Here is a 24,422-nt window from a genome sequence, read left to right as displayed (position 1 = left end):
ACTCTCACGATGACCACGCGCGTCAAGCTCTACACCGGGTTCATCCGCTTCTGGCACTGGACCCAGGCGGCGCTGATCTTCGGCCTGCTGTTCACCGGCTTCGCCATCTACGGTATCCACCACCTCATGCCCTTCGGCACGGCGCTGGAGGTCCACCTGGCGCTGGCCTGGCTGTTGATCGGGCTCTGGGCCTTCGCCATCTTCTGGCACGTGACCACGGGCCAGTGGCGGCAGTACCTGCCCACCACCCGGGGACTGCTGCCCATGGTGCTGTACTATGCTTACGGCATCTTCTCCGGCGAGCCCAAGCCCTTTACCGTGACCCCCGCCGCCCGGCACAACCCGCTGCAGCGCCTGGCCTATCTGGGCTTCAAGCTGCTGATCGCGCCCGCGCTCTGGGTCTCCGGGCTGTTGCTGATGTTCGTCGGCGCCTGGAAGACCAGCCTGCTGGGCGACTGGCTGCAGCCGGACTGGGTTGCCGCCGCGCACCTGGCCGCCGCCTATGCGCTGGTGGTCTTCCTCATCGGGCACGTCTATATGGCCGCCACCACCGGTACCCCCTGGAATGCCTATCTCAAGGCGATGCTGACGGGCTACCAGGAGGTCAAGGACAGCAACGGCAAGCCCGGCTGAGGCGCGCGCAAACAGCGCAAGCGCGTCCGGTACGGATAGATCGCAGTGCATTAGCGCCTGAACAGGAGACTCCCATGCTGAAAAAGATCAAGGCCTTCTTCGACGCCCATCTGCTGCCGGATGCCGATGCGGCGCAGGCCGATGGCGAGCATCGGACCCGCCTGGCGGTAGCCGCGCTGCTGCTGGAGATGATGCAGATGGACGGCGACATCTCCGCCGAGGAGCGCGCGGCGGTGGAAACCGCGGTACTGACCTGCTTCGACCTGACGTCGGAGGAGACTTCAGCGCTGCTGGCGCTGGCCGAGGCGGAACGCCGGGACGCCACCGACTACTTCCAGTTCACGTCGTTGATCAATGCCAGCTACAGCCCGGAGCAAAAGGTGCGGCTCGTTGAGGCGCTGTGGCACATCGCCTATGCCGACGAGGGCCTGCACCGGCACGAGGAACATCTGGCGCGCAAGCTTGCCGACCTGCTGCATGTGCCCCACGGCGCCTTCATCGCCGCCAAGATGAAGGCCGCCGGCTGAACCCGCCGTCTCACGTCTCGCCGTCCGCGGTGGCTGGCCTATACTCAGCGCATGTGCGTTTGCAGACGCGTTCAGAACAGGCCAGCACCATGAGCCCCAGCCCCGTAAGCCCCAGCCCCCGAGTCCCGCCCCGCCGCCGCCCTGGCCCGCTGCTGCTGGCCGTTGCCGTCGCGACTTCCATCCCGCTGATGATTCAGGAGCCGGCCATGGCACAGACCCCCGACGACGCCTCCGCGCAGGAACTGCGCAGCACGCTGGCGGACCAGCGGTCCGTCGCCGTCACCATCTACAACGATGACCTCGCGCTGGTGAAGGACCAGCGCGCGGTGACCCTGCCCACTGGCCGCAGCGACCTGGCGTTTCGCGATGTCAGTGCCCGCATCCGCCCTCAGACTGCATTGCTGCGGTCGCTGGACGAGGCCGGTGACATCCACGTCATCGAGCAGAACTTCGACTTCGACCTGCTGACCCCGGCCAAGCTGCTGGAGAAGTACGTCGGCCGCGAGGTAGGCATCATCCGCACCCACCCCACCAGCGGCGAGGAAACCGAGGAGCAGGCGACGGTGCTCGCCGCCGGCGGCGACGGCGTGGTACTGCGTATTGGCGATCGCATCGAGACGGGGGTGTTCGACGACGGCGGCCAGCGCCTGCCGGGCCGCCTGGTCTACCGCGACATCCCGTCGAATCTGCGCGACCGCCCGACCCTGGTGCTGCGCCTGGACAATGCCGCCGCCGGGGCGCGGGCGCTGGAGCTGAGCTATCTCACCGGCGGCCTGAGCTGGCAGGCGGACTATGTGGGGGAACTCGGCCCGGGCGAGGATCGGCTGGACCTGACCGGCTGGGTGACCCTGCAGAATCGCAGCGGTACCAGCTACCGCAACGCCACGCTGCAACTGGTTGCCGGCGACGTCAATCAGGTGCCCGAGCAGCAGGCGTTCGAGGACATTGCTGACGGTATGCGGGTAATGGCGGCCGCCCCTGCGCCCATGGCCGAGGAGAGCCTGTTCGAATATCACCTCTATACCCTGGGCTTCCCCACCACCATCGCCGACAATCAGTCAAAGCAGGTGTCGCTGCTGTCTGCGGCAGGGGTCGCCGTGGCCAAGGAATTGCTGATCCAGGGTCAGTCCTCCAGCTTCCGCCAATCCCGTGGCGACATTGCCGAAGACCTCGCGGTCACGGCCCGGCTGGTGCTGACCAATGATGAGGCCTCCAACCTGGGCCTGCCGCTGCCGGAAGGCGTCGTGCGCATCTACCAGCGTGACAGCCAGGGCAACGCCCAGTTCATCGGCGAGGATCGGATCGAGCACACGCCGCGGAACGAGACCCTGCATCTGCAGTTGGGCCAGTCCTTCGATGTCACCGCCGAGAAACGGCAGACAGCGTTCAAGAAGCTCTCCGGCACCGGCCCCTGGCAGTACCAGTTCGAGAGCGCCTTCGAGATCTCGGTTCGCAACGCCAAGCCGGAGCCCCAGGACGTGATCCTGCAGGAGCAGATTCCGGGCGACTGGACCATGCTGGAGGAGAGTGCGCCCCACGACCGGCCGAACGCCCACATCGCCCGCTGGCAACTAGAGGTACCCGCGGAGGGGGAGACCACGCTGAGCTATCGCGTGCGGGTGCGGTTCTAGGGCCGGAGATCGGCAGGGAGGCGGAAAACGCCGACCAGTTCGGCGTTTCCCGGGCGTGGATGGTCAGCCGCCGCGGACCGGCGGCTGAGCCGACGGGCGCGGCTGGATCAGGAGGCGCGCTCGTTCAGCCACTTGCCGATGGCCGGCGTGACCTCTTTCTGCGCCTTGCCGCTGACGTAGATGCCGATGTGCCCGCCGGGGAAGGCCAGTTCGGTGTAGTCCTGGCTGCCGGTAAGGCCGTTCAGCGCCTTAGAGGCATCTGGCGGTACCAGGTGGTCCTGCATGGCGTAGATGTTCAGCACCGGGCAGGTGATCTGCTTCAGGTCCACCGGGTGATTGCCGACCTTGGCGGTGCCGTTGATGAAGGCGTTCTGCTGGTAGAAGTCCTTGATGAACTCGCGGAAGGTCTCACCCGCCTGGTCTGGGCTGTCGAAGATCCACTTCTCCATGCGCAGAAAATTCTTGACCTTGTTCGGGTCATCCAGCAGGTCGACCATGTTGACGTACTTCTGGCCAGTGAGGCTGAAGGGCTTCAGCGACAGGAAGGTCCAGTTCAGCAGTTCACCGGGGATGTTGCCCATGGTGTCGACGGCCAGGTCGATGTCGATGTTCTGCACCCAGGCGGAAAGCAGGTTGTCCGGGGTCTTGAAGTCCACCGGCGTGACCATGGTGACCAGGTTCTGCACCTTCTCCGGGTGCAGCGCGGTGTACATCAGGCTGAAGGCACCACCCTGGCAGATGCCCAGGATGTTGACCTTGTCGATGCCATGGGTCTCGCAGATGTGGTCCACGCAGCGGTCGATGTAGCCGTTGATGTAGTCATCCAGGGTCAGGGCACAGTCGGCCTGGTCCGGATAGCCCCAGTCGATCAGGTAGACGTCCTGACCGGTGGCCAGCAGGCCCTTGATGGTGGAGCGGTCCTCCTGGATGTCGGTCATGTAGGGTCGGTTGACCAGGGCGTAGACCACCAGCAGCGGTACCGCCTGCTGGGCTACGTCGGACGGGCGCTGGTAGCGGTACAGCACCAGCTTGTCCTCGCTGTAGACGACGTCCTTGGGGGTGACGCCGGTGTCGATGGCGTCTGCGTTGAGCAGGTTTTCCATGCCCTGACCCAGCTTGCGGCTGTAGTCGAGCATCTCTGCGCTGAACTTGTCCGGGCGAATGTCGATGGGGAACATGACTCAGGTTCCTCTGGGGAATGCGGTGGGTTGTCTGGTGGGGCCTCAGCCCTGGGATGCGTTGCCGGCGGGCGTGGCGGCGGCCTTCTTGCGTACCGGGGCCTTTTTCGCCGCAGCCGCCGCCGGCTTCTTCTCGGCGCCGGCAAGGCTGCGCTTGATCATCTCCAGCTCGCGACGCAGGTGCTTGTTCTCCCGACGGTTCTCCTGCAGCCGTTCCTGCAGCGTGCGCAGTTCGCTGCGGGTGGGCATGTTCATTGCCCCCAGGCTCTCGTCGACCATGACGGACATGCGCTTCTTCAACGCCATCTCGGCATTGACCAGCTGGCCGTGGATGCGGGCGTATTCGGGCGTCGCCACCTCCTCGGCGTAGACCGCCTCGCAGCAGCTGACCCAGCTGTCGTACAGGGTGCGCGCGGAGTCGATGGGCTTGCTGCCGTCGGCGTGCGCCTGCAGGAAGTCGCGCATGCGCTCCACGGACTTCATGCCCAGCTTGCTGAAGAAGCCGGTGTACTCCTGCAGCGCGCGCTGGTAGTCCATGCTGCGCCGGATCAGGTCCTGATACTGGCCCTGCTCCTCGCGGCTGTAGCCGAGGCCGGGGGCGGAGAGCATGCGCTCAACGTCGCCCTGCATGGGATTGTGCGGCATGTTGCGCAGCAGGTCGCCCGGCATCATCGGCGACAGCGACGACACCATGCGCTGCCAGTTGTCCAGCGGCATCTCCCAGAAGCCGGCCATGCGCCGCATGGAGTTGTCGCCATCGGCCATGCCGCCCATGAAGGCCTTTTGCATGTCCTCCAGGTTGCGGGTGATGGTGTCCCAGCCCTGGGTCATGTCGGTGCCGGCGATGCCCTTGGTGAGCTTTTCCACCGTCTCGAAGTAGCTTTTGCCCTGCTCCATCAGGCGGTCCATGAACTCCTGACCTGGCTGGGAGGCGCCCGGGGACAGTGTCTTCCACCACTGGTCCATGGCCGCCTGCCACGGGTTGCTCGCGCCGGCGGACTCGGTGCCCAGGGCCTTGCGACCCATTTCGGCCAGGCCGTCCCAGTAGCGTTGCTGCAGTTTCAGCCAGTCATCGTTGAACAGTGTCTCGTTGCTCATTGTCTCCACCGCCTCGATTGTTTCGTCATCGGGTATTGTTGGAGGGCAACCTACCATGTCGATTTGTGCAGTGCAACAAAAGGGCTTAAACTGCCCGACGATGCAACGGATCACAGTATCGCTTGCGCGCCGCCTAGGCTCCGTTGCCCCGACCAACCATCCCGAATCCCCGAGGAGGACTTTCCATGACCGAAGCCGCCGTCATAGTCGCCGCCCTGCGCACGCCCGTAGGCAGTTTTTCCGGCAGCCTGGCCTCGCTGCCGGCCACCGCCCTGGGCAGCGCCGTGGTCAAGGCGCTGCTGGAGCAGACCGGCCTGTCGCCGGAACAGGTAGACGAGGTGATCCTCGGCCAGGTGCTCACCGCCGGCACCGGCCAGAACCCGGCCCGGCAGACGACGCTGAATGCCGGTCTGCCGGAAAAAGTGCCGGCCATGACCATCAACAAGGTCTGTGGCAGCGGCCTCAAGGCCGTGCACCTGGCCATGCAGGCAGTGCTCTGCGGCGATGCGGAGGTGGTCATCGCCGGCGGTCAGGAGAGCATGAGCCAGTCCGCCCACGTGGTGCCAGGCTCCCGCGACGGCAAGCGCATGGGTGACTGGAAGATGCTGGACACCATGATCGTCGACGGCCTGCAGGATGCCTTCCACCACTACCACATGGGCGTGACGGCGGAGAACATCGCCAAGAAGTATGCCTTCTCCCGCGAGGCACAGGATGCCTTCGCCGCAAAATCCCAGCAAAAGGCCGAGGCGGCACAGAACGCCAACCGCTTTGCCGACGAGATCGTGCCGGTGCAGATCCCCCAGCGCAAGGGCGATCCGGTCGTCTTCGACAAGGACGAGTTCCCACGTCCGGGCACCACGGCAGAGGGCCTGGCCAAGCTGCGGCCTGCGTTCGACAAGGAAGGCACCGTCACCGCCGGCAATGCCTCCGGCATCAATGACGGCGCCGCGGCGGTGGTGGTGATGAGCGAGTCCAAGGCAAAGGCCCTGGGCCTGAAGCCGATGGCACGCATCGTCGCCTTCTCCAGTGCCGGCGTCGACCCGGCCATCATGGGCACCGGCCCCATCCCCGCCTCGACCCAGTGCCTGGAGAAGGCCGGCTGGAGCGCCGCGGACCTGGATCTGGTGGAGTCGAACGAGGCGTTCGCGGCCCAGGCAATGTCGGTCAACCAGGACATGGGCTGGGATCTGGACAAGGTCAATGTCAACGGCGGCGCCATCTCCATCGGCCATCCCATCGGCGCGTCCGGCGCCCGCGTGCTGGTGACCCTGCTGCACGAGATGCAGAAGCGCGATGCCAAGAAGGGCCTTGCGACCCTGTGCATCGGTGGCGGTCAGGGCGTGGCACTGGCTGTCGAGCGCGACTGATCCCGCCCGCCGTCATTGTCGGCCGCCCCATGGCCGGCGATGACGGCGCTCCCCTCGCGCTGAGAGACCGACCCGGTAGCCAGCCATGTCCAGTATCCGCATCATCAAGAAGTACCCCAACCGCCGGCTCTACGACACCCACTTGAGCCGCTACATCACCGTGTCGGATGTCCGCGACCTGGTAATGCAGGGGGTCCCGCTGCAAGTCCTCGACACCGCCAACGACGCCGACCTCACCCGCTCCATCCTGCTGCAGATCATGCTCGAGGAGGAGGCCGACGGCGAACCCCTGTTCAGCGCCAACATGCTGGCCCAGATCATCCGCTTCTACGGCGGCACCCTGCAGGGCGTCTTCGCCCGCTATCTGGAACACTCGCTGGACGCCTTCGCCGAGCAGCAGAAGCAGGTGGCCGACGCCTGGGGCGCAAACCCCATGGAGACCTTCGGGCGCATGACGCAGCAGAACATGGAGCTGTGGGCGGAAGCCCAGAAGGGCTTCCTGCGGGCCGCTGGTTTCGAGCTCACGGAGCCGGCGGACGGGAAGAAAGAGCCGGACTAAGAACGCGTTGCCTGACGCTATCCATGCTTGATTCAGCAGCGCCCTGCCCCATCAGATACTGACGCGCCGCCGCGGCATCCCGACCGATCTGGGTCTTCAACGCGTCAAACGACTCAAAGCGCTGCTCATCACGCAGCTTGAGCGCGAATTCCACCTCCAGGTGCCGACCGTACAGGTCCAGTTCGACATCGAACAGATGCACCTCGAGCCGGTGTCCGGCACCGCCGACGGTAGGCCGCTGGCCGATGTTGGTCACCGCCGGCAGCGGCATGTCGCCGATGCCATGCACCCAGGCCGCGAAGACCCCGCGCAACGGGCTCACACGCCGGTGCAGACTGATATTGGCGGTGGGAAAGCCGATGGTCCGCCCCCGCTTGTCGCCGTGGCCCACCCGACCGCAGATGCTGTAGGGCCGGCCCAGCAGATGCCGCGCCTGTTCCAGATTGCCCAGGGCCAGCGCCTCGCGGACACGGGTGCTGCTGATCCGCTCCTCGGCATGCTTGATGGTGTGCAGGTCCTGCACCCTGAAACCATGCTCGGCGCCAGCCGCCTGCAACAGCGCAAAGTCGCCCTCGCGGTTGTGACCGAAGCGAAAGTCATCCCCCACCAGCAGAAAGCGGATCGCCAGTCCGTCCACCAGCAGGCGCCGCACGAACTCCCGCGCCTCCATGGCCGCCAGCCTGGGGCCGAACTCCAGCAGCGCGATCCGGTCGATGCCGTCGGCGCGGATGGCCGCCAGCTTTTCCCGCAGCCGGGTCAGCCGTGCCGGCGCCGCGTCCGGCGCAAAGTACTCCATCGGTTGCGGCTCGAAGATGATCACCGTCGCCGGCAGCCCCAGGGCCTGACCGTGCTCGCGCAAACGCTGAAACACGGCACGATGCCCCAGATGCACACCGTCGAAATTGCCGATGGTCGCGACGCAGCCGCGGTCCTGTTCGCGCAGGTTATGCAGACCCCGAATCAGCCTCATGGCCATGTTCTCCGTCCAGAGGGTAGCGCGTGATTATCCCGAACACCGGGGCCGGACTCCAGCTTCAGCCACCAGCGGAAAGCGGCCATCGGCCCTGCCCACGACGAGCGACCAACAGATGGTTGTGCAGGGCTGGTGGACTGGGTGGCGGCGGGCGGGGGTCTCGATCGCAGGGATGCGATCGTGAAGCCTCCAAGGACGGATTCACGGCGGCCCCCGCCGGCCGCTACCCAGCCCGCCAGCCCGCTCCCACAGAAGTCAGAGCCAGCCACCAGCGGAAAGCGGCCATCGGCCCTGCCCACGACGAGCGACCAACCCATGGTTGTGCAGGGCTGGTGGGCTGGGTGGCGGCAGGCGGGGGTCTCGATCGCAGGGATGCGATCGTGAAGCCTCCAAGGACGGATTCACGGCGTCCCCCGCCGGCCGCTACCCAGCCCGCCAGCCCGTCCCCACAGAAGTGAAAACAAACCAGCCCCCCAGCCCGCCCCCACAGAAGTGGAAGCAAACCAGCCGCCAGCCCACCTCAAGATTGCATCAACTGCCGAGGTCGCAACCCAAGCACCAACAAGCTCGCACCGTAGACCAGCACCCCGCCGCCGATCAACAACACCAGACGCCCGACGCCCGCGGCCTCACCCGGTGCCATCCAGTCCGCCGCCGGACCGCTCCCGAGCCCTATCGCCAGGCCCATGATCAGCGTCGCCATCACACCCTGCAGCAACAGCCGAACCCAGCCCCCTTGCGGCCGATAGAGCCGCCGCCGAACGAGCACCCCCAGCAACAAGGCCGCGTTGACCGTAGTGGCGATCGCCGTGGCAAGGGCCAGACCCACATGACCCAGCGGTCCCATCAGCACCAGACTCAGCCCCAGATTCAGCACCAACGCCACCACGCCCAACCGCACCGGCGTCTTCAGATCATGCCGCGCGTACAGGACCGGCACCAGCACCTTGATCGCCATGAACCCCACCAGCCCCAAGGCATAGGCGGCCAGACTGCGGCCCGCCATCTGCACATCGGCAGCGCCGAAGGCCGCCGACTGGAACAGGATCGCCAGGATCGGTTCAGCCAGCACCGCCAGACCCATGGCCGCCGGAAACCCCAGCAGCACCACCCAGCGCAAGGCCCAGTCCAGGGTCCGACCCGCCGGATCGGCGTCCTCGATCGCCTGCCCGGCCGACTGATCGGCAGTCAGGCCCGTCGCATGGCGCCGCGACAGACGCGGCAGGATCACCGTACCCAACGCAACGCCGAGAATACCCAGCGGAAACTCCACCAGACGCTCGGAATAGTACAGCCAGGAAATGCTGCCGCTGACCAGAAACGACGCCAGCAGGGTGTCGATGAGCAGCCCCAGCTGCGTGACCGAAATACCGAACAGCGCCGGCAGTAGCCGACGCCCGATGCTGCGCACCTGCGGATCCCGCGGTGCCGGACGCGGACGACACAGCAGCCCCAACCGAGCCAGAAAGGGCAACTGGAACGCCAGCTGCGCGACACCGCCGAGCAGCACCCCCCAGGCCAGCGCAAGCACCGGCTGCTGCAGCTGCGGCGACAGCCACAGGGCACAGGCGATCAGCACCAGATTGAGCAATGCCGGCGTGAAGGCCGGCACACCGAAGCGCTCGTAGGTGTTCAGCACACTGCCGGCCAGGGCGGTCAGGCCGACGAAGATGAGATACGGCATGACCAGGCGTAGCATGTCCGTGGCCAGCAACCGCGCCTCCGCCTGGTCGGCGAATCCGGGCGCGAACACCAGCACCAGCAGCGGCGCCGCCAGCGCCCCAAGGGCGCTGAGCAGCAGCAGCAGGGCGCCAAGGGTCCCCGCCAGTCCCTGCAGCAGCAGCCGCAGCCCGGCCTCGCCGTGTTGCTCACGATGCGCGGTCAACGTCGGCACCAGGGCCGCCGAAAAGGCCCCCTCGGCAAAAAGCCGACGCATGAGATTCGGTAACCGAAAGGCGACGAAGAACGTATCGGTAGCCACGTCCGCCCCGAACAGGCGCGCAATGACCAGGTCCCGGGCGAACCCCAGCAGACGCGACAACAGGGTATTTCCGCCAACCTTGGCGGCAGCGGCAGCGAGGGCGGTCACGGCGGCTCCGGGGACAGGGTGCGCAGCGGCGACTCAGGCGGTCACCGAACCGCCGCCGAGAAACGGCACAGCGCGCATTGTTGCAGCAAGATGCGTCGAGTATACCCAACGCCGGCCCCCCGGACCGTCCCCGCAGGCCATTGACAATAGGTCTTCGGCATGCCATGCTGCGCAGTCTTTCGCGATCCGCCTTTGGGTCGCACCCGTATTCCAGAATGGCCTGCCAGAGGCCACTCGCAACGCGTCAATCGCGCCAGGCGCTTGGCGCCAGCCATTAGCATTTTCAGGAGACGACTGTTGGCCAACTCTGCACAAGCCCGCAAGCGCGCCCGTCAGGCGGAGACACACCGTCAGCGCAATGCCGCACAGCGCAGCACCTACCGCACCGCCATCAAGAAGGTGATCAAGGCGATCCGCCTCGGCGACAAGAGCGCAGCGTCCGACGCCTACAAGTCTGCCGTGTCCATCATCGACCGCGCCGCCGGTAAGGGCCTGATGCACGCCAACAAGGCCGCCCGCCACAAGAGCCGCCTGAACGCCCACATCAAGGCCCTCTAAGCCATCCGGCGCAAAGGGACATCTGCAGGCGCTCCGATCGACCGCCCGCCGCCAGCCACCGCCCGTCGCGGCGTCGCCAACCTGTTCGAGGCGCTGCCGTCACCCGAGACGGGCGAGTGCTTCGACCAGCTGCTGCACTGCCGCAACCTGCGCGTCGAGCGGATTGTCAGCAGCGCGCAGCCCGAGCCGACCTGGTACGACCAGACGCAGGACGAGTGGGTGCTGCTGCTGTGCGGGCATGCCACCTTGCAGGTCGGCGACGAGCGCCTGGAGCTGGGCGCGGGTGATTACACCTTTTTGCCGGCCCACACACGGCACCGAGTGATCGCCACGTCCGCCCAGCCGCCCTGCGTCTGGCTCGCCATCCATCTCGACCCGGCCGACTGACAGCCGGCCTGTCGTCCCGGCCAGCAGGCTTGCTTGCCGGGCTTTCCGGGCAGACGTTCCAGCCAACCTTCCCGGCCAGACGTTTCGACCAGACTGCCCGACCGGCCCTCCTGATCAGACGTCAGGCCATGCCCCACCTGCATATCGTCGTCACCGCCCACGGCTACGGCCACCTGGGGCAGGTCGCGCCCATTGCCCGGGCGCTGGCCGGGCGCATCCCCGGGCTGCGCCTAACCCTGCAGGGTACGGTGTCGGCGGATTTCTGCGCGGCCCGGATGCCAGCGGGCTACCGCCATCTGGCCCATGCCGCCGACGTGGCGCTCCCCATGGATGGCCCGCTAAAGGCCCGCTGGCCGCAGGGGCTGGCGCTGTACACCGCGTTCGACGCCGCCCACGCTCAGCAGCTTGGCGCGCAAATGGACATCCTGCGGCAAGACCCGCCGGACCTGCTGCTGGCGGACATCCCCTGGATGCCGCTGGAGGCCGCCGGACTCCTCGGCATACCCGCCGTCGGCCTGTGCTCGCTGAGCTGGTACGACATCCTCGCTGAGAGCCCGGTCGGCTCGCAGCTACCCCCGGAGCTGGTGCAGCGCATGCAATCCGCCTATGCCGGCGCAGAGCTGTTCCTGCGCCCGGCGCCGTCGATGCCCATGGCCTGGCTGCCCAACGGCAGCGACATCGGCCCCATCGCAACGCGGCGACGGCGCGATCCCCGGGCACTGCGCGCCCGACTCGGCATCGCCCCGCACAAGCGCCTGGTGCTGATGCAGTTCGGCGGCGCCGGACGCCTGCAGCTGGGCGACGGCGAACCCTTGCCCGAAGACGTCCATCTGCTGACCCCCGACGCCGCAGCCGCGGGCCGCGACGGTGTCAGCCTGATCGGCCCGCCGGGTCCGGATGTGCTGGACGTGCTGGCCTGCTGCGACGCCATCATCACCAAGCCGGGCTACAGCACCTTTGCCGAGGCCGCCTGCAACGGCATCCCGGTGCTTTATGTGCCCCGCGACGACTGGCCGGAGGAACCCCATCTGGTGCAATGGCTCGCGCAGCGGGTGCCGACCCGCGCCGTGGATGCCGACGCCTTCGCCGCCGGCCGGATCACCGAACCGCTGCAGGCCCTGCTGGACGCCGGCCCGGTCCAGCCGACGCCGCCCACCGGCGTCGACCAGGCCGTGGAGATACTGGCCGGCTTCCTGCGCTGACGCTGCCCCCGCAAACGGGCGCCCTGGTTCTACTTCTTCAGCAGATCGGCCAGGCCGTCGAAGGGCCGATGCACGGTCTGCGGCTGCTGCCGGCCCGACGCCTTCGGCGCATGTCCCGCCGCCAGGGCCGCCAGGTGTTCCTCATACTTCTGATGCTCGTTGTCGTGGCAGTACAGGCACAGCAACTCCCAGTTGCTGCCGTCCGGCGGGTTGTTGTCATGGTCCATGTCCTTGTGGTGCACCGTCAGTTCCCGCAGGTTGCTGTGGGTGAACTCGCGCCCACAGCGCCCGCAGACCCAGGGATACAGCTTCAGCGCCCGCTCCCGGTAGCCAAGGGCACGCTCGTCGCTGGCCTGGCGGGCCGCCGCCACCACCCGGTCGAGCTTGTCGGTATCAATGGGCTGGCCGGTCTTGCCGTGCCGCGCCGGCGTCTGTCTGGACATCACGGGTATCCTCGCTGCGGTTGACTGGAAAATGCCGCTGCCTAACCGGAAGAGCGGCTGAACGTCGTTGGCATGATATACCCGTTGCAGGCGCGATTTCCGTCGTCGCGGGCTGGATGCCAGCGCCCGGGTGCCGGCGCTTTCATGCCAGCGATTGAGCACCAGTAATCGAGTGCCAGCAATCGAGTGCGGGCGGAATGATAGACGGTTTTCGCGAGGATGATCAGTGCTCACGCACGCCAGTCCCGCCCCGCCCTTGACGTCGACCACGCTCACTCGTAACCATGCGCGGCCATGGAACTGCTCAACGCCCTGTTCGTTTCTGCCCCCTGGGCCACCTTGCGCGGGGGCCTGCACATCGCCTTTCTGCTGGTAGCGCTCTACGTGCTGAAGCAGGTCTACGACCTGCGTGCGGCGTTGGGGCTGCGGCATCTGGCCCGGCCCCGGGCTGGCTTCCGGTTTGCAGTGGCTGGTGTGGCGTTGCTGTTTCTGGCGGTGCTGGGCTATCAGGCGTCCTGGCAGCTGTCGGGCACGGCACGTCCGGCGTTCGTTGCCTTCATGCAGTTGCACGACCGGCGACAGTTCAACCCGGCGCACTGGATCGAGCGCGGCAGCATCCTGGACCACCGCGGCGAGGTGCTGGCGGAGAGCCGCGCCGGGCCGACCACGGATGGGCAGCGGCTGGAGGTGCGGCGCGTCTACCCCCATGGTCCGGCCTGTGCACATGTGCTCGGCTACACCCACCCGCGCTTCGGCACCTCGGGCATGGAGGCGGCGGCCAACGTCAGCCTGAACGGCGGCAGCCCCGAGACCCTGCTGGACTGGGGCGAGCTGACACGTCAACTGGTCACTCGCGACAAGCGCGCCCGGGGCCATGACCTGGTGCTGAACCTGGATGCGGACCTGCAGCAACTGGCCTACGAGCGCTTGCGCGGGCGTGCCGGCGCGGTGGTGATGCTGCGGCCGGCGGACGGCGCGGTGCGCGTGCTGGCCAGCAGCCCGTCGTTCGATCCCAACCGGGTGGACGCCGGGCTGTTCCGCGGCACGGATCCGGATGCCCGGCTGCTGAATCGGGCGGTGGACGGCCTGTATCCGCCGGGCTCGGTGTTCAAGGTGGTGCTGGCGGCGGCGGCGCTGGATGCCGGCCTCGATCCGGTGCTGGACTGTCCGGCGGAGGGCTTCACCACGTCGCGTCGCTACCCCAGGATCCGCGACCACGACTACTATGCCGCTCGCCGGGCCGGCCGCACCTGGGGCGGACATGGCCGCATCGGGCTGGATCGGGCGCTGATCGACTCGTCCAATGTCTACTTCGCCCAGCTCGGCGTGCAGCTGGGCCACGAGGCCTTCCACCGGGCTGGCGACCGCTTTCTGTTCAATCACCGCATCGCGCTGACGGAGGGGCTGTCCCGCAGCCAGTTCATGCGCACGGCCCGGATCGAGCCCATCGCCACCTCTGACCGCTACGGCCTGGCCCAGGCAGCCATCGGCCAGGGCAAGGTGCTGGTGACCCCTGCGCAGATGGCGCTGATTGCCGCGGCGGTGGCCAATGACGGCGTTGCCATGCGCCCACGCCTGACCACCGGCGAGCCCGCGGCGACCTTGGGGCGCTTCATGAGCGACGCCACCGCCCGGCGCCTGAGCGGCATGATGCGCCGGGTCGTCAGCGAGGGCACCGGCCGCGGCATCGACACGCCGGAGCTGGCCATCGCGGGCAAGACGGGTACGGCGCAGAATCCCTTTGGTGCGTCGCACAGCTGGTTCATCGGCTTTGCACCGGCCAGTTCGGGGCAGGCGGCCGCTGGCCTGGCGGTGGCGGTGCTGGTGGAACAGGGCGGATACGGCTCCACCACCGCCGCACCCATCGCCCGCGACCTGCTGCTGCGGGCGCAACAGCGGGGGCTGCTGCCGTGAGCCGGGTTGCGCGACCCGAGTCGCTGGCCAAGCGCTGGGCCGGACGGGGCCCGGAGCGGCAGCTGCTGTTCTGGGTGCTGGTGGCGATGACGCTGGGTTTCCTGATGCTGCTGGGGGCCGGGCCCAAGGAGGGCTATGCCGTGCGTTGGGCGGACCTGGTGCCCCTGGCCGGCCTGGCGCTGAGCTTTGGGGTCGCCCATCTGTTGCTGACGTTGCTCGGTTTTCGCGGCGATCAGGTGCTGCTGCCGGTGGCGGCCTTTCTCTGCGGCATCGGTCTGCTGGGGCAGTTTCGCATGGGCGCCTTCAGCGGCAATCAGGCCAGCCTGCTGGACGTGCTGATCCTGCCCGGCGGGGTGGCGCTGATGCTCTGTGCCACGCTGTTGCTGATGAACGGCCGCTATCGCCTGCTGGCGCCGCCGCTTTGGTTCTGGGCGCTGCTGTCGGTGGCCCTGGTGGCTTTGCTGCTGGTGACCGGGCAGCGGTTTCGCGGCGGCGTCTATGCCGCCGGCTACGTCACGCCGACGGAGCCGCTGAAACTGACCGTGGTGTTGTTCGCGGCGGCCTTCATCGCGCAACACGCCAAGGCGCTGGCGCAATGGAGCAAGCCCATCCCCTTTCCGCCGCTGCGCCCGTTGTGGCCGCTGTTGGCCTTTGCCGCCGTGCTGTTGGGGCTGTTGCTGGTGCAGCGCGATCTGGGGATGGCGCTGATCCTGAGTCTGACTCTGCTGGCGCTGCTTGCGGCGGGCACCGGGCACCTGGGCTATCCGATCTATGGTGCGCTGGGGGCCACGCTGGGGGGCTGGGCGCTGTTGTCGGTGTTCAGCCATGGTCAGCGCCGGGTGGAGACCTGGCTGGACCCGTTCCAGGACCCCACCGGGGCGGGCTGGCAGGTGTTGCAGGGCTTGTCGGGCATGTATGCCGGCGGTCTCTGGGGCGAGGGTTTCGGCCAGGCCCGTCCGCAGTATACGCCCATCGCGGAGTCGGATTTCATTTATGCGGTGATCGCGGAGGAGCTGGGCTTCGCGGGCAGCGCGCTGGTGCTGGTGTTCTTTGTGCTGCTGATTGGGCGTCTGGACGGCATCGCGGCGCGGGCGCGCAGTCCGTTCGGCGCACTGGTTGCCACGGGCATCGCCACGGTGCTGGCGGTGCAGACCCTGCTGAATGTCGGGGGCGTGACCAAGTCGATTCCGCTCACGGGCATTACCCTGCCGTTCATTAGCCATGGCGGCAGCAGTCTGATCACGGTGTTCGTGGGTCTGGGGCTGGCGCTGGCCATTTCGGATGGCGAGCCGAGGGCTGGGCGGAGGCAATCGGGGCGCAAGCAGTCTGAGCGCAGGCCGGGCACGGGTCGGAAGGGGTCGGTGTCGAGGGGATCCCGAAGCAAGGAAGCTGCGGTCAATAACCGGACCAGTAACAGGTCCACTAGCCGGGGACCGCGTCAGCCGGCAGTGCGGAAGAGCAGCGACCGACGGACGCGGGACTAGTGCCCGGCAATACAGTGACAGTACCTTTACCCACCTAATACAGTGACAGTATTTTTTTCCGGCATGTCCAGAATACAGTGACAGTATCTCTAACCGGACATATCCTGGGTTGGTAGGCGGATCGATCGCGACGATAGCTTCGTTTCGCGGGTTGGGTATCGGCGGTCTGGGGACGCCGTGAATACATCCCTGTAGGCTTCACGATCGCATCCCTGCGATCGAGACCCCCGACCGCCGATACCCAACCCGCTCTTGGTGTAACGGCAGTAGTGCTGGACAGGGATGGAATAGCCCCTGGTAGGCATCACGATCGCATCCCTGCGATCGAGACCCCTGAGCGCCGATACCCAACCCGCTCTTGGTGTGTCAGCAATTGTGCTGGACAGGGGCGCGCTGGTGCGAGGATGGACTAGCGCTGGGTGGACGACAGCGACTCGGACAGGGCTTCCAGGAAGGCGGCGTTTTCGTCCGGGGTGCCGACGGTGACGCGCAGGCAGTCGCTCAGCATCGGGTGGGCGCCGTCCAGGTTCTTGATCAGCACGCCGCGGTGCAGCAGGCCGTCGAAGACGGCGCCGGCCTGCCCGGGGGCGGTGCGGAACAGGATGAAATTGGCGTCGCTGGGGTAGCAGTGGATGCCGGCGATGGACCCCATGGACGCGAGCAGCGCGGCCCGCTGGCTGCGGATGGCCTGGGTCTGCTGGTCGAGCACGTCGCGGCGGCGCAGCGCGAAGGCGGCACTGGCCTGGGTCAGTACGTTGATGTTGTAGGGCAGGCGAACCTTGTCGAACTGCTCGAGCCAGGCCGGCGGGCCGGCCAGGTAGCCCAGCCGCAGCCCGGCCAGGCCCATCTTTGAGACGGTGCGCATCACCAGCAGGTTCGGCCAGTGACCGAGCCGGGGGATGAAGCTGGCATCGGTGAAGGGGGCGTAGGCCTCGTCGACGATGACCAGGCCGGGGCTCGCCTCGATGACACGTTCGATGAGGTCGGGGTCGAACAGGTTGCCGGTGGGGTTGTTGGGATAGGCCAGGAAGACCAGCGCGGGCTGCTCCTGCTCGATGGTGGTCAGCAGCCGCTCGGCATCCAGCGAGAAGTCCTGCGGCTGCAGCGGTACGCCGACATGGTCCAGGCCGGCGAACAGCGCAATCATGCGGTACATGACGAACGACGGCTCCACCGACAGCACCTTGGGCCGCTCACCCGCCCGAGGGGCGGCAACGGCCAGGGCCAGCATCTGGATCAGCTCGTCGGAGCCGTTGCCGAGCAGCAGGCCCATGTCCGCCGGGATGCCCATGGCCTCGCGCAGGGCCGGTTGCAGGGCGCCGCCGCGGGGGTCCGGGTAGCGGTGCATGGCGGCGTCGCGCAGGGCCTCGAGCCAGTCTTCACGCAGCGCCTCCGGCCAGGCGTAGGGGTTCTCCATGGCGTCGAGCTTGATCAGCCCGGCGGCCGGCGGGACGTGATAGGCGCGCAGGGCCCGGATCTCCGGGCGGATCAGGCGGTCGATCAGGGCGTGCATCGGGGTCAGGCGTCGCCGCTGCCGCGGTATTCCGCCGACCGCGCGTGGGCGGTGAGGCCCTCGCCCCGGGCCAGCACGGACGCGGTGCCGGCCAGCTCCGCGGCACCGGCGGCAGAGGCCATGATCAGGCTGGAACGCTTCTGGAAGTCATACACGCCGAGCGGCGAGGAGAAGCGGGCGGTGCGCGACGTGGGCAGCACGTGGTTGGGCCCGGCGCAATAGTCGCCCAGGGCCTCGGCAGTATAGCGGCCCATGAAGATGGCGCCGGCGTGGCGGATCTTGCGGCTCAGGGCCTCGGGGTCGGCCACCGACAGTTCCAGATGCTCCGGTGCGATGTCGTTGGCGACCCGGGCGGCATCGTCCTCGTCGCGGGCCAGGATCAGCGCGCCCCGCGCCTGCAGGGCCTTGGCGATCAGGTCGCTGCGCTCCATGGTGGGCAGCAACTTGTCGATACTGGCCGCGACGCGGTCGAGGTAGGCGGCATCCCAGGTCACCAGGATGGACTGGGCGTCCTCGTCGTGCTCGGCCTGGGAGAACAGGTCCATGGCGATCCAGTCCGGATCGGTGTCACCGTCGCACAGCACCAGGATCTCGGAAGGTCCGGCCACCATGTCGATACCGACCTGGCCGAACACGGCGCGCTTGGCCGTGGCGACGTAGATGTTGCCGGGGCCGACGATCTTGTCGCAACCGGGGATGGTGTCGGTACCGTAGGCGAGCGCGGCCACGGCCTGGGCGCCACCGATGGCGAAGGCGCGATCGACTCCGGCGATCTGCGCCGCGGCCAGCACCAGCTCGTTCAGCTCGCCGCCGGGGGTGGGCACGACCATGATCAGTTCCGGCACGCCGGCCACCTTGGCCGGCACGGCGTTCATCAGCACCGACGACGGATAGGCCGCCTTGCCCCCGGGCACATAGAGCCCGACCCGGTCCAGCGGCGTGACCTTCTGCCCCAGCAGGGTGCCGTCGGCTTCGCGGTACTCCCAGCTCTGCAGCGCCTGGTGCCCGGCATAGGCGCGGATGCGCTCGCTGGCCAGTTGCAGCGCCTCGCGCTGTGCCGCCGGGATGGCCGACAGGGCCTGGGCCAGTCGCGCAGGCGGGATCTCCAGCGCGGCGGCATCGGCGGGTTGCCAGCCGTCGAAGCGGGCGGTGTAGTCCAGCAGCGCGGCGTCGCCGCGGGCGCGCACGTCGTCGATGATGTTGTCGACGGTCTGCTGCACCTGTTTGTCGGAGACCGATTCCCAGGCGAGCAGGCCTTCCAGCCGCTGGGCGAAGTCCGGTTCGGTGGTGGCGAGACGGGTGATCTGAACCATGCGGTTACCCCGGTTTGTAGGCTCGTTACGGACGATACTTCTGGTTTTCGCGGGCAGTGACAATGGCCGATCAATCGGCAGCGGCCGGCACACTGCTCGCCACCGCACCGCGCAGGGCCTGCAGCAGGTCATTGACGCGGGCGTGTTTCATCTTCCATGCGGCCTTGTTCACGATCAGCCGCGAGCTGATGTCGCAGATGTGCTCCAGCGGCACCAGGCCGTTGGCCTTGAGGGTGTTGCCGCTCTCCACCAGGTCGACGATCAGGTCGGACAGCCCCACCAGCGGCGCCAGTTCCATGGAGCCGTACAGCTTGATGATCTCCACCTGCTCGCCCTTGGCGGCGAAGTGGCGTTCGGCGCAGCGCACGTACTTGGTGGCGATGCGCCGCAGCCGCCGGCGCCCGGGATGCATGGCCAGGCCGGGATCGGGCTTGCCGGCAACCATCATGCGACAGCGGGCGATGCGCAGGTCCAGCGGTTCGTACAGGCCTTCTCCGCCGTGCTCCAGCAGCACGTCCTTGCCGGCAACGCCCAGATCGGCGGCGCCGTACTGCACGTAGGTGGGGACGTCGCTGGCGCGGATGATCACCAGTTTGACCCGCGGATCGCTGGTGTCCAGGATCAGCTTGCGGCTGCGCTCGGGGTCGTCAAGCGCGCGGATGTCGGCCGCGGCCAGCAGCGGCATGGCCTGCTCGAAGATGCGCCCCTTCGACAGCGCAATGGTCAGTGTCTCATCTGTGCCCATGGTCTCGGCTCAGTTTCGTGTTCATTATGCCATTCGCGCGGTGCGTTCCGTGTGCCCCGCCACAGGCGATTTCTTCGGTTCGTATCCGCCGCTCAGCCATGCAAGCGTCGGATCACCGCGCCCAGCGCGGCGAATTTCTCCTCGATATTGTCGTAGCCGCGATCGATGTGATAGATGCGGTCCACCAGGGTCTCGCCCTCGGCCACCAGGCCCGCCAGCACCAGGCTGGCGGAGGCCCGCAGGTCGGTGGCCATGACCGGTGCGCCGGTCAGGCGTTCGACCCCCCGGCAGACGGCGACATTACCGTCGATCTCCAGATCGGCCCCCATGCGCTGCAGTTCCAGCACATGCATGAAGCGGTTCTCGAAGACCGTCTCGGTCACCGTGGCGGTGCCTTCGGCGATGCTGTTCAGGGCGCAGAACTGGGCCTGCATGTCCGTCGGGAAGGCCGGATAGGGGGCCGTCTCCACATCCACCGCCCGCGGCCGGCGGCCCTGCATGTCCAGCTCGATCCAGTCGGGGCCGGTGTCCACCCGGGCGCCGCAGTCGCGCAGCTTCTCCAGCACCGCCTGCAACAGGTCTGCACGGGTGTCGCGCACCCGCACGCGCCCGCCGGTCATGGCGGCGGCCACCAGGTAGGTCGCCGTCTCGATGCGATCGGGCATCACCCGGTATTCGCAGCCCGACAGCCGGTCGACGCCATCGATGGTGATGGTACCGGTGCCGGCGCCGCGGATGCGCGCGCCCATGCGGTTGAGGAAATCCGCCAGGTCGGTCACCTCGGGCTCGCAGGCGGCATTCTCCAGCACCGTGCGCCCCTCCGCCAGCGCGGCGGCCATCATCAGGTTCTCGGTGCCGGTGACGGTGACGGTATCCATCGCATAACGGGTGCCGCGCAGGCGCCCCGCCCGCGCACGGATGTAGCCACCCTCCACGCTGATGCTGGCGCCCATGGCGCGCAGGCCGTCGATGTGCAGGTTCACCGGCCGGGCGCCAATGGCGCAGCCGCCGGGCAGCGACACGGTGGCCTCGCCAAAGCGCGCCAGCAGGGGTCCCAGCACCAGGATGGAGGCGCGCATGGTCCGGACCAGTTCGTAGGGGGCCTCTCGCCGGTCGACCTGGGTGGCGTCGGCATGCACCCGCATGCGCTCGTCCACCGTCAGCACCACGCCCATGCGGCCCAGAAGCTCCATGGTAGTGGTGATGTCGCGCAGATGCGGCACGTTGGACAGCACCGACTCGCCCTCCGCCAGCAGCGTCGCGGCCAGGATCGGCAGCGCAGCGTTCTTGGCGCCGGAGGCCCGGACCTCACCTTCGAGGCGGGTGCCGCCGGTGATCAGGAGTTTGTCCATGACATGCTAACGAGAATACGGGGATGCTGGAAATGAGCGACGCGGAACCGGCGACCGGCCTGGCACCGGATCAGGCGCCGTCCATCGGGCCGGCGTCGTCCTGCGAGACAGGGCCGACGCCCAACAGGCCGTCGACATTGGAGAAGGCGGCGATGCGGGCCAGGGCGTCCGGCACCTGCTGCAGCTGCAGCCGACCGCCGGCGGCGCTCACCTGCTGGCGCCAATGCAGCAGCAGGGCCACGGCGGCGCTGCTGGCGTGGCTGACGCCGGCCAGATCGATCCGGATCTCGGCGGCGTCCGACACGGCCTGATCGCGGAGCTGATCACGCGCCTGGCCAACACCGGCGACGAGCCGCCGACCCTGGTCGGCCAGCGCCGTGACGCCGTCCAGGCCGAGGTTTCCGGAGAGACGCCAGCGGCCGGGCGCGGTCTCGACGATACGGGCTTCGGCACCAGATTCGGTACGGGCGTCGCTCATGCCGGGCTCAGGCACCGGTGGCGTTCTTGGATTCCAGTTCCCGGATCAGGCCATCGATACCGGCGCGGCCGATGGTGGAGCGGAACTGGCCACGGTAGTTGGAGATCAGGCTCACATTGTCGATGACGACATCGTATACCTGCCAACTGCCGGACTGGTTGTGCATGCGGTAGTCGATGGGGATCGGCGTAGAGCCGGGGGCGCGCACCTGGGTCGGCACCACCACGGTGTGGTCGCGGCTACCGGGCTTCGCCGTCTGGTAGACGATCTCTTCGCCGGAGTACTTCAGCAATGCGGTGGCATAGGTGCGCACCAGCACCTCGCGGAAGGCGTTGGTCAGCTCCTGGCGCTGGGCGGGGGTGGCCTTGTTCCAGTCGCGACCCACGGCGGCGCGGGTGATCATCTCGAAATCGAAGTGCGGCGCCAGCTTGGTGCCCACCAGCTGGTAGATCAGCCTGGGGTTGGCGTCGATCTCGGCGCGCCGCCCTTCAAGCGTGCGCAACATGTCCTCCGCGGTGGTCTCCACCAGGCGGGTGGCGGAGTCGTCCGCCCGGGCGGCGACGAACGGGGCCGCCGTCAGCAGCAACGCCGCGGCGACCAGAAGCGATGTGAAGCGTGCGAACCTGCGTGTCGAGACCGTCATTCGGAACCCTCCTCAGCCTTGCTGAATAGAAATCTGCCAATCATCTGCTCCAGCACCAGGGCCGACTGGGTGTGCTCGATCTGGTCGCCGTCGCGCAGAAAATCCGGATCGCCGCCAGGGTCGAGCCCGATGTATTGCTCGCCCAGCAGGCCCGAGGTGTAGATGTTGGCGAAGGTGTCCAGCGGGATGCGATCGTAGGCGGGCTCGATCCGCAAGGTTACCAGCGCCTGATAGGTGTCCTGATCATAGTGGATGGACTCCACCCGCCCCACCCGGACACCGGCCATGCTCACCGGCGAGCGCACCTTGAGGCTGCCGATGTTGTCGAAGCGGGCGGTCACGGCATAGCCGTTGCTGTAGCTGGCGGCGCTGAGATTGCTGACCATCATGGCCAGGAAGAACAGCGCGACGAAGCCCGCCGCCATGAACGCGCCGACCAGGATCTCCACCGTGCGCATCTTTGCCATACTCAGTCTCCGAACATCAAGGCCGTGAGAACGAAATCCAGCCCCAGCACCGCCAGCGCCGAATGCACCACCGTGCGCGTGGTGGCGCGGCTGACACCGGCGGAGGTGGGCGTGGCGTCATAGCCCTGGTAGAGCGCGATCCAGGTCACCACCACGCCGAACACCAGGCTCTTGATGACGCCGTTGACCAGATCCTCTTCGAAATCGATCTTGGCCTGCATCTGGCTCCAGAAGGCGCCGGCATCGACGCCAAGCAGGCCGACGCCGACGAAATACCCCCCCAGCACGCCCACGGCACTGAACAGCGCCGCCAGCAGCGGCATCGACAGCAGGCCGCCGTAGAAGCGCGGTGTCAGGATCCGCTTCACCGGGTCCACCGCCATCATCTCCAGGCCCGACAGCTGCTCGGTGGCCTTCATCAGGCCGATCTCCGCGGTCAGCGCGGAACCGGCGCGACCGGCCACCAGCAGGGCCGTGACCACCGGCCCCAGCTCGCGCACCAGGGAGGCGGACACCATGACCCCGAGGGACTCCGACGCGCCGAACTGCGACAGCACATAGTGCCCCTGCAGGCCCAGCACCATGCCGACGAACAGCCCCGACACCAGGATGATGAGCAGCGACAGCACGCCGGCGTTGTACAGCTGCAGGATCAGCAGCCGCGGCCTGACCAGCATCGACGGCGTGCCGCCCAGGATGCCGATCAGCAGCAGGTGCGCGCGCCCGATGTGGGCAATGGCCCGCAAGCCGGTGTGGCCCAGTCTGGCCAGTTGATCGCCCAGATACCGGATCATCGCGCCTCTCCGTCGGCGACGTCTGCAGCGGTAATCGCTGCGACACCGGCCGCATCACCAAAGAGATCCTGCTCCAGGGGTGCGGCCGGGTAATGGAAATGCACGGGTCCGTCGGGCAGTCCGTCCATGAACTGGCGCACCCAGGCCGAAGTCTCCGCCGCGATGGCCCCGGGCGCGCCTTGGCACATCACCTTGCCGTTGGCAATGATATAGATGTAGTCGGCGATGCTGGCCGTCTCGTCCACGTCGTGCGATACGACGATGCTGGTCAGGCCGCTGGCATCGTTCAACTGGCGGATCAGCGCCACCAGTACGCCCATGGAAATGGGATCCTGCCCGGTGAAGGGCTCGTCATACATGATCATCATGGGATCGAGCGCCACCGCGCGCGCCAGCGCCACCCGTCGCGCCATGCCGCCGGAGAGCTGACTGGGCATCAGGCGGGCAGCACCGCGCAGCCCGACTGCCTCCAGCTTCATCAGCACCAGTTTGCGCAACAGCGGCTCGGGCAGGCGCGTGTGCTCGCGCAGCGGAAAGGCGACATTCTCGAACACGTCCAGGTCCGTCAGCAGTGCCCCGCTCTGGAACAACATGCCCATGCGCGTGCGCAACCGGTACAGTTCCTTGCGCCCGAGCCGGTTCACGTCCTGGCCGTCCACCAGAACGGTGCCGGCGTCCGGCTCGAGCTGGCCGCTGATCAGCTTCAGCAGCGTGGTCTTGCCGGTGCCGGACGGGCCCATGATCGCGGTGACCTTGCCCCGAGGGATGCGCAGGTCCACGCCGTCGAGGATGGGGCGCCCATTGCGGGAATAGCTGAGGCCGCGGATCTCCACCAGCGGCGGGGCGTCCGCCCGCGTGTCAGCGGAGGTCGGGGTCGCGCTTGTCTTGGCGCTCGTCATGGCGTCTGGGGCTGTCGCCGGGGCATGCGGCATCCGTCGGTGGTGGTCAGGCGAATGCCCAGCGATACTTTCCGCGTGATGGGCCCGCGCGATGGAAAAACGACGGAACATTGTCGAGTGCCGCCGGCCGTGCGTCAAGTCGGCCAGCCGCCAGCAACTGTGCGCCGGCGTT

24 protein-coding genes are annotated in these 24,422 nt (G+C 67.6%); 10 read left to right on the top strand and 14 right to left on the bottom strand.

Annotated features, from left to right (window positions below):
- Positions 1-9 precede the first annotated feature (9 nt).
- From F2Q65_RS06790 to F2Q65_RS06780, 3 genes are all read left to right on the top strand, one after another.
- On the top strand, positions 10-633 hold the full coding sequence (locus tag F2Q65_RS06790) for a cytochrome b/b6 domain-containing protein (protein WP_150091722.1): 624 nt from the start codon (positions 10-12) through the stop codon (positions 631-633).
- Between the two features lie 74 nt (positions 634-707).
- On the top strand, positions 708-1,160 hold the full coding sequence (locus F2Q65_RS06785) for a tellurite resistance TerB family protein (protein WP_150091720.1): 453 nt from the start codon (positions 708-710) through the stop codon (positions 1,158-1,160).
- A gap of 206 nt (positions 1,161-1,366) precedes the next feature.
- Positions 1,367-2,791, top strand: coding sequence for a DUF4139 domain-containing protein (locus F2Q65_RS06780; RefSeq protein ID WP_211353974.1), 1,425 nt, complete (start codon positions 1,367-1,369; stop codon positions 2,789-2,791).
- Between the two features lie 107 nt (positions 2,792-2,898).
- Here the strand turns inward: F2Q65_RS06780 and F2Q65_RS06775 are convergent, their stop codons facing one another.
- Positions 2,899-3,969 (bottom strand): class III poly(R)-hydroxyalkanoic acid synthase subunit PhaC, encoded by a 1,071-nt coding sequence (locus F2Q65_RS06775; RefSeq protein WP_150091718.1) that lies wholly within the window; start codon positions 3,967-3,969, stop codon positions 2,899-2,901.
- 45 nt (positions 3,970-4,014) lie between these two features.
- Entirely contained in the window at positions 4,015-5,067 is a 1,053-nt protein-coding gene (phaE, locus tag F2Q65_RS06770; protein ID WP_150091716.1) for a class III poly(R)-hydroxyalkanoic acid synthase subunit PhaE, read from the bottom strand.
- 185 nt (positions 5,068-5,252) lie between these two features.
- Here phaE and F2Q65_RS06765 point away from each other — a divergent pair, with 185 nt between their 5' ends.
- Complete coding sequence (locus tag F2Q65_RS06765) at positions 5,253-6,437, top strand: acetyl-CoA C-acetyltransferase (protein ID WP_150091714.1); 1,185 nt, start codon at positions 5,253-5,255, stop codon at positions 6,435-6,437.
- A gap of 85 nt (positions 6,438-6,522) precedes the next feature.
- On the top strand, positions 6,523-6,996 hold the full coding sequence (gene phaR / locus F2Q65_RS06760; protein WP_150091712.1) for a polyhydroxyalkanoate synthesis repressor PhaR: 474 nt from the start codon (positions 6,523-6,525) through the stop codon (positions 6,994-6,996).
- Here phaR and ribF read toward each other — a convergent pair.
- Positions 6,959-7,966, bottom strand: a complete 1,008-nt coding sequence (ribF, locus tag F2Q65_RS06755) for a bifunctional riboflavin kinase/FAD synthetase (RefSeq protein WP_150091710.1) — start codon at positions 7,964-7,966, stop codon at positions 6,959-6,961. The two genes, phaR and ribF, sit on opposite strands and share 38 nt — an antisense overlap.
- A gap of 523 nt (positions 7,967-8,489) precedes the next feature.
- Complete coding sequence (murJ, locus tag F2Q65_RS06750) at positions 8,490-10,058, bottom strand: murein biosynthesis integral membrane protein MurJ (protein WP_150091708.1); 1,569 nt, start codon at positions 10,056-10,058, stop codon at positions 8,490-8,492.
- A 297-nt stretch (positions 10,059-10,355) separates the two neighbouring features.
- On the opposite strand from murJ, the gene rpsT reads away from it, so the two are divergent.
- The 3 genes from rpsT (at position 10,356) to F2Q65_RS06735 (ending at position 12,205) form a co-directional block, all read left to right on the top strand.
- Positions 10,356-10,616 carry a 30S ribosomal protein S20 gene (gene rpsT / locus F2Q65_RS06745; protein WP_150091706.1) on the top strand — a complete coding sequence of 87 codons (261 nt, stop codon included), beginning with the start codon at positions 10,356-10,358 and terminating at the stop codon, positions 10,614-10,616.
- A 3-nt stretch (positions 10,617-10,619) separates the two neighbouring features.
- Positions 10,620-11,003: a cupin domain-containing protein gene (locus F2Q65_RS06740; RefSeq protein WP_342782225.1), complete on the top strand. Its 384-nt coding sequence runs from the start codon at positions 10,620-10,622 to the stop codon at positions 11,001-11,003.
- Between the two features lie 128 nt (positions 11,004-11,131).
- A complete protein-coding gene (locus F2Q65_RS06735) occupies positions 11,132-12,205 on the top strand; it encodes a glycosyltransferase family protein (RefSeq protein ID WP_150091702.1) in 1,074 nt (357 codons plus the stop codon).
- Positions 12,206-12,234: 29 nt separating this feature from the next.
- Here F2Q65_RS06735 and F2Q65_RS06730 read toward each other — a convergent pair whose 3' ends face one another.
- Positions 12,235-12,648 (bottom strand): YajD family HNH nuclease, encoded by a 414-nt coding sequence (locus F2Q65_RS06730; RefSeq protein ID WP_150091700.1) that lies wholly within the window; start codon positions 12,646-12,648, stop codon positions 12,235-12,237.
- Between the two features lie 294 nt (positions 12,649-12,942).
- Between F2Q65_RS06730 and F2Q65_RS06725 the strand changes: the two genes are divergently transcribed.
- Both F2Q65_RS06725 and F2Q65_RS06720 read left to right on the top strand, forming a co-directional pair.
- Positions 12,943-14,562, top strand: coding sequence for a penicillin-binding transpeptidase domain-containing protein (locus F2Q65_RS06725; RefSeq protein WP_150091698.1), 1,620 nt, complete (start codon positions 12,943-12,945; stop codon positions 14,560-14,562).
- On the top strand, positions 14,559-16,046 hold the full coding sequence (locus tag F2Q65_RS06720; protein WP_246156028.1) for an FtsW/RodA/SpoVE family cell cycle protein: 1,488 nt from the start codon (positions 14,559-14,561) through the stop codon (positions 16,044-16,046). The genes F2Q65_RS06725 and F2Q65_RS06720 overlap by 4 nt, the downstream gene beginning before the upstream one ends.
- A gap of 409 nt (positions 16,047-16,455) precedes the next feature.
- On the opposite strand, the gene hisC is transcribed toward F2Q65_RS06720, so the two are convergent.
- The 9 genes from hisC to F2Q65_RS06675 all read right to left on the bottom strand — a co-directional run bounded on the left by hisC (position 16,456) and on the right by F2Q65_RS06675 (position 24,250).
- Positions 16,456-17,559, bottom strand: coding sequence for a histidinol-phosphate transaminase (hisC, locus tag F2Q65_RS06715; RefSeq protein WP_150091696.1), 1,104 nt, complete (start codon positions 17,557-17,559; stop codon positions 16,456-16,458).
- 5 nt (positions 17,560-17,564) lie between these two features.
- Positions 17,565-18,872 carry a histidinol dehydrogenase gene (gene hisD, locus F2Q65_RS06710; protein ID WP_150091694.1) on the bottom strand — a complete coding sequence of 436 codons (1,308 nt, stop codon included), beginning with the start codon at positions 18,870-18,872 and terminating at the stop codon, positions 17,565-17,567.
- Positions 18,873-18,942: 70 nt separating this feature from the next.
- Positions 18,943-19,617 (bottom strand): ATP phosphoribosyltransferase, encoded by a 675-nt coding sequence (hisG, locus tag F2Q65_RS06705; protein WP_150091692.1) that lies wholly within the window; start codon positions 19,615-19,617, stop codon positions 18,943-18,945.
- A gap of 92 nt (positions 19,618-19,709) precedes the next feature.
- Positions 19,710-20,969 (bottom strand): UDP-N-acetylglucosamine 1-carboxyvinyltransferase, encoded by a 1,260-nt coding sequence (murA, locus tag F2Q65_RS06700; RefSeq protein WP_150091690.1) that lies wholly within the window; start codon positions 20,967-20,969, stop codon positions 19,710-19,712.
- Positions 20,970-21,039: 70 nt separating this feature from the next.
- Positions 21,040-21,447 (bottom strand): STAS domain-containing protein, encoded by a 408-nt coding sequence (locus F2Q65_RS06695; RefSeq protein WP_150091688.1) that lies wholly within the window; start codon positions 21,445-21,447, stop codon positions 21,040-21,042.
- A 7-nt stretch (positions 21,448-21,454) separates the two neighbouring features.
- A complete protein-coding gene (locus F2Q65_RS06690) occupies positions 21,455-22,090 on the bottom strand; it encodes an MlaC/ttg2D family ABC transporter substrate-binding protein (protein ID WP_150091686.1) in 636 nt (211 codons plus the stop codon).
- Positions 22,087-22,557: an outer membrane lipid asymmetry maintenance protein MlaD gene (mlaD, locus tag F2Q65_RS06685; protein ID WP_150091684.1), complete on the bottom strand. Its 471-nt coding sequence runs from the start codon at positions 22,555-22,557 to the stop codon at positions 22,087-22,089. The genes F2Q65_RS06690 and mlaD overlap by 4 nt, the downstream gene beginning before the upstream one ends.
- 2 nt (positions 22,558-22,559) lie before the next feature.
- Positions 22,560-23,351 (bottom strand): lipid asymmetry maintenance ABC transporter permease subunit MlaE, encoded by a 792-nt coding sequence (gene mlaE / locus F2Q65_RS06680; RefSeq protein ID WP_150091682.1) that lies wholly within the window; start codon positions 23,349-23,351, stop codon positions 22,560-22,562.
- Complete coding sequence (locus tag F2Q65_RS06675; protein WP_150091680.1) at positions 23,348-24,250, bottom strand: ABC transporter ATP-binding protein; 903 nt, start codon at positions 24,248-24,250, stop codon at positions 23,348-23,350. The genes mlaE and F2Q65_RS06675 overlap by 4 nt, the downstream gene beginning before the upstream one ends.
- Positions 24,251-24,422 lie beyond the last annotated feature (172 nt).

Origin of the sequence: Thiohalocapsa marina, assembly GCF_008632335.1 — a bacterium.
Taxonomy (GTDB): domain Bacteria; phylum Pseudomonadota; class Gammaproteobacteria; order Chromatiales; family Chromatiaceae; genus Thiohalocapsa; species Thiohalocapsa marina.
The sequence above is the reverse complement of the archived record's forward strand: the minus strand, read 5'-3'. Positions and strand labels throughout refer to the sequence as shown.